Source organism: Streptomyces sp. WM6386 (genome assembly GCF_000972385.1).
GTDB lineage: Bacteria > Actinomycetota > Actinomycetes > Streptomycetales > Streptomycetaceae > Streptomyces.
In genome coordinates this window covers 1-1,233 of the sequence record NZ_JXTE01000195.1, presented here as the reverse complement: position 1 = coordinate 1,233, position 1,233 = coordinate 1, and the positions used below count along the sequence as shown (strand labels likewise).

Below are 1,233 nucleotides of genomic sequence, written 5' to 3'. Positions count from 1 at the left end.
GGGCGGGCGCGAGGTCGGCGCGGCCGGCCGCGCTCGCGCCGACGACCAGGGGGCGGTGGATGGTGTAGCGGCCGGACTTGATCAGGGCGATCAGCCGGGAGAGCCCGGGGTCGACGGAGAACTCGGCGGCCGCGGCGACGTCCATGTACTGGCCGATCATCACTTCGGAACGAAGGTGGTGCCATTCGGGGCGGGCCGTGGCCGGGGCGTGGGACATCAGCTCGTCGGAGTAGACCAGGGCGAGGTCGCCGACGAGGAGGGCGACGCCCTCACCGAACCGGCGGGACTCGCCCTGCCAGCCGCGGCTGCGGTGCAGCGTGGCGTGCAGGAGGTGGACGGCGGGCTTGCCGCGCCGGGTGCGGGAGTCGTCCAGGACGTCGTCGTGGACCAGGGCGGAGATGTGCAGCATCTCCAGGGCCGCGGCGGCGGCCACGATCCCGGGGTCGTCGGGGTCGCCGCCGGCGGCGAGGTAGCCGGCGAGGCAGAACGCCGGGCGGACGAGTTTGCCGCCCGCCTCGACCAGGTCGGACAGTGCGTCGATGGCGACCACCGCCCGCTCGTTGACCTCGGCGTAGCGGGTGCGCTCGGCCGCGAGGAAGGAACTGAGCCGCTCCTGCACCCGCTGGAGCAGCTCCTCGACGGTGCGCCGCGCCACGGCGGCCGATTCCTGGCCCTGGGCGGTCCGGGGGATCACTTCAGTGGTCACGACACATCTCCTTGTGCGGGTGCGGTGCTCGAGCACGTGCGGCGGGGTCAGGAGCAACTCGGCAACGGGTGGGAACGAGGGAGCACCGCCCGCGGAGTGTCCGGGGGCGGTGCTGGTGAGACGGTTCAGGGGTGTCACCGGTGGGCGGTGCCGGCGGGGCCGCACGGTGTGGCGGGGGCGGCCCCAGGTCAGCCCAGGTAGCGCTGGATCGTCGGCTTGAGCAGCTGGATCAGTTCCTCGGCCGGCACCGACGCGATCGGCTCCAGCTTGACGACGTAGCGCATCAGGACGGCGCCCCAGACCTGCCCGGCCGCCGCGTTGATGTTGACCGCCGGCACGCCGAAGGTCTCGGCCGCCTGGTGGATGTCCATCCCGTCGACGCCGATGGACTTGCCGGCCTGGGCGAAGAGCTGGTTGGCGAGGAAGCCGCGCATCTGCTCGGCGCCTTCCTCGCTGTTGACCGCGGCCTGGAGGATCCCGAGCAGCTTCGGGCGTACCTCGGGGTCCTCCCACAGCGCGAAGGCGGC

Annotated in this window: 1 protein-coding gene and 1 pseudogene; both read right to left on the bottom strand. The window is 73.0% G+C overall.

Annotated features, from left to right (window positions below):
• On the bottom strand, nucleotides 1-706 hold a 706-nt coding region (locus tag TN53_RS40675; RefSeq protein ID WP_234441820.1), incomplete at its 3' end, for a polyprenyl synthetase family protein.
• A gap of 188 nt (nucleotides 707-894) precedes the next feature.
• Nucleotides 895-1,233 (bottom strand): annotated as a pseudogene (locus TN53_RS40670) (hypothetical protein); the annotation flags it as partial.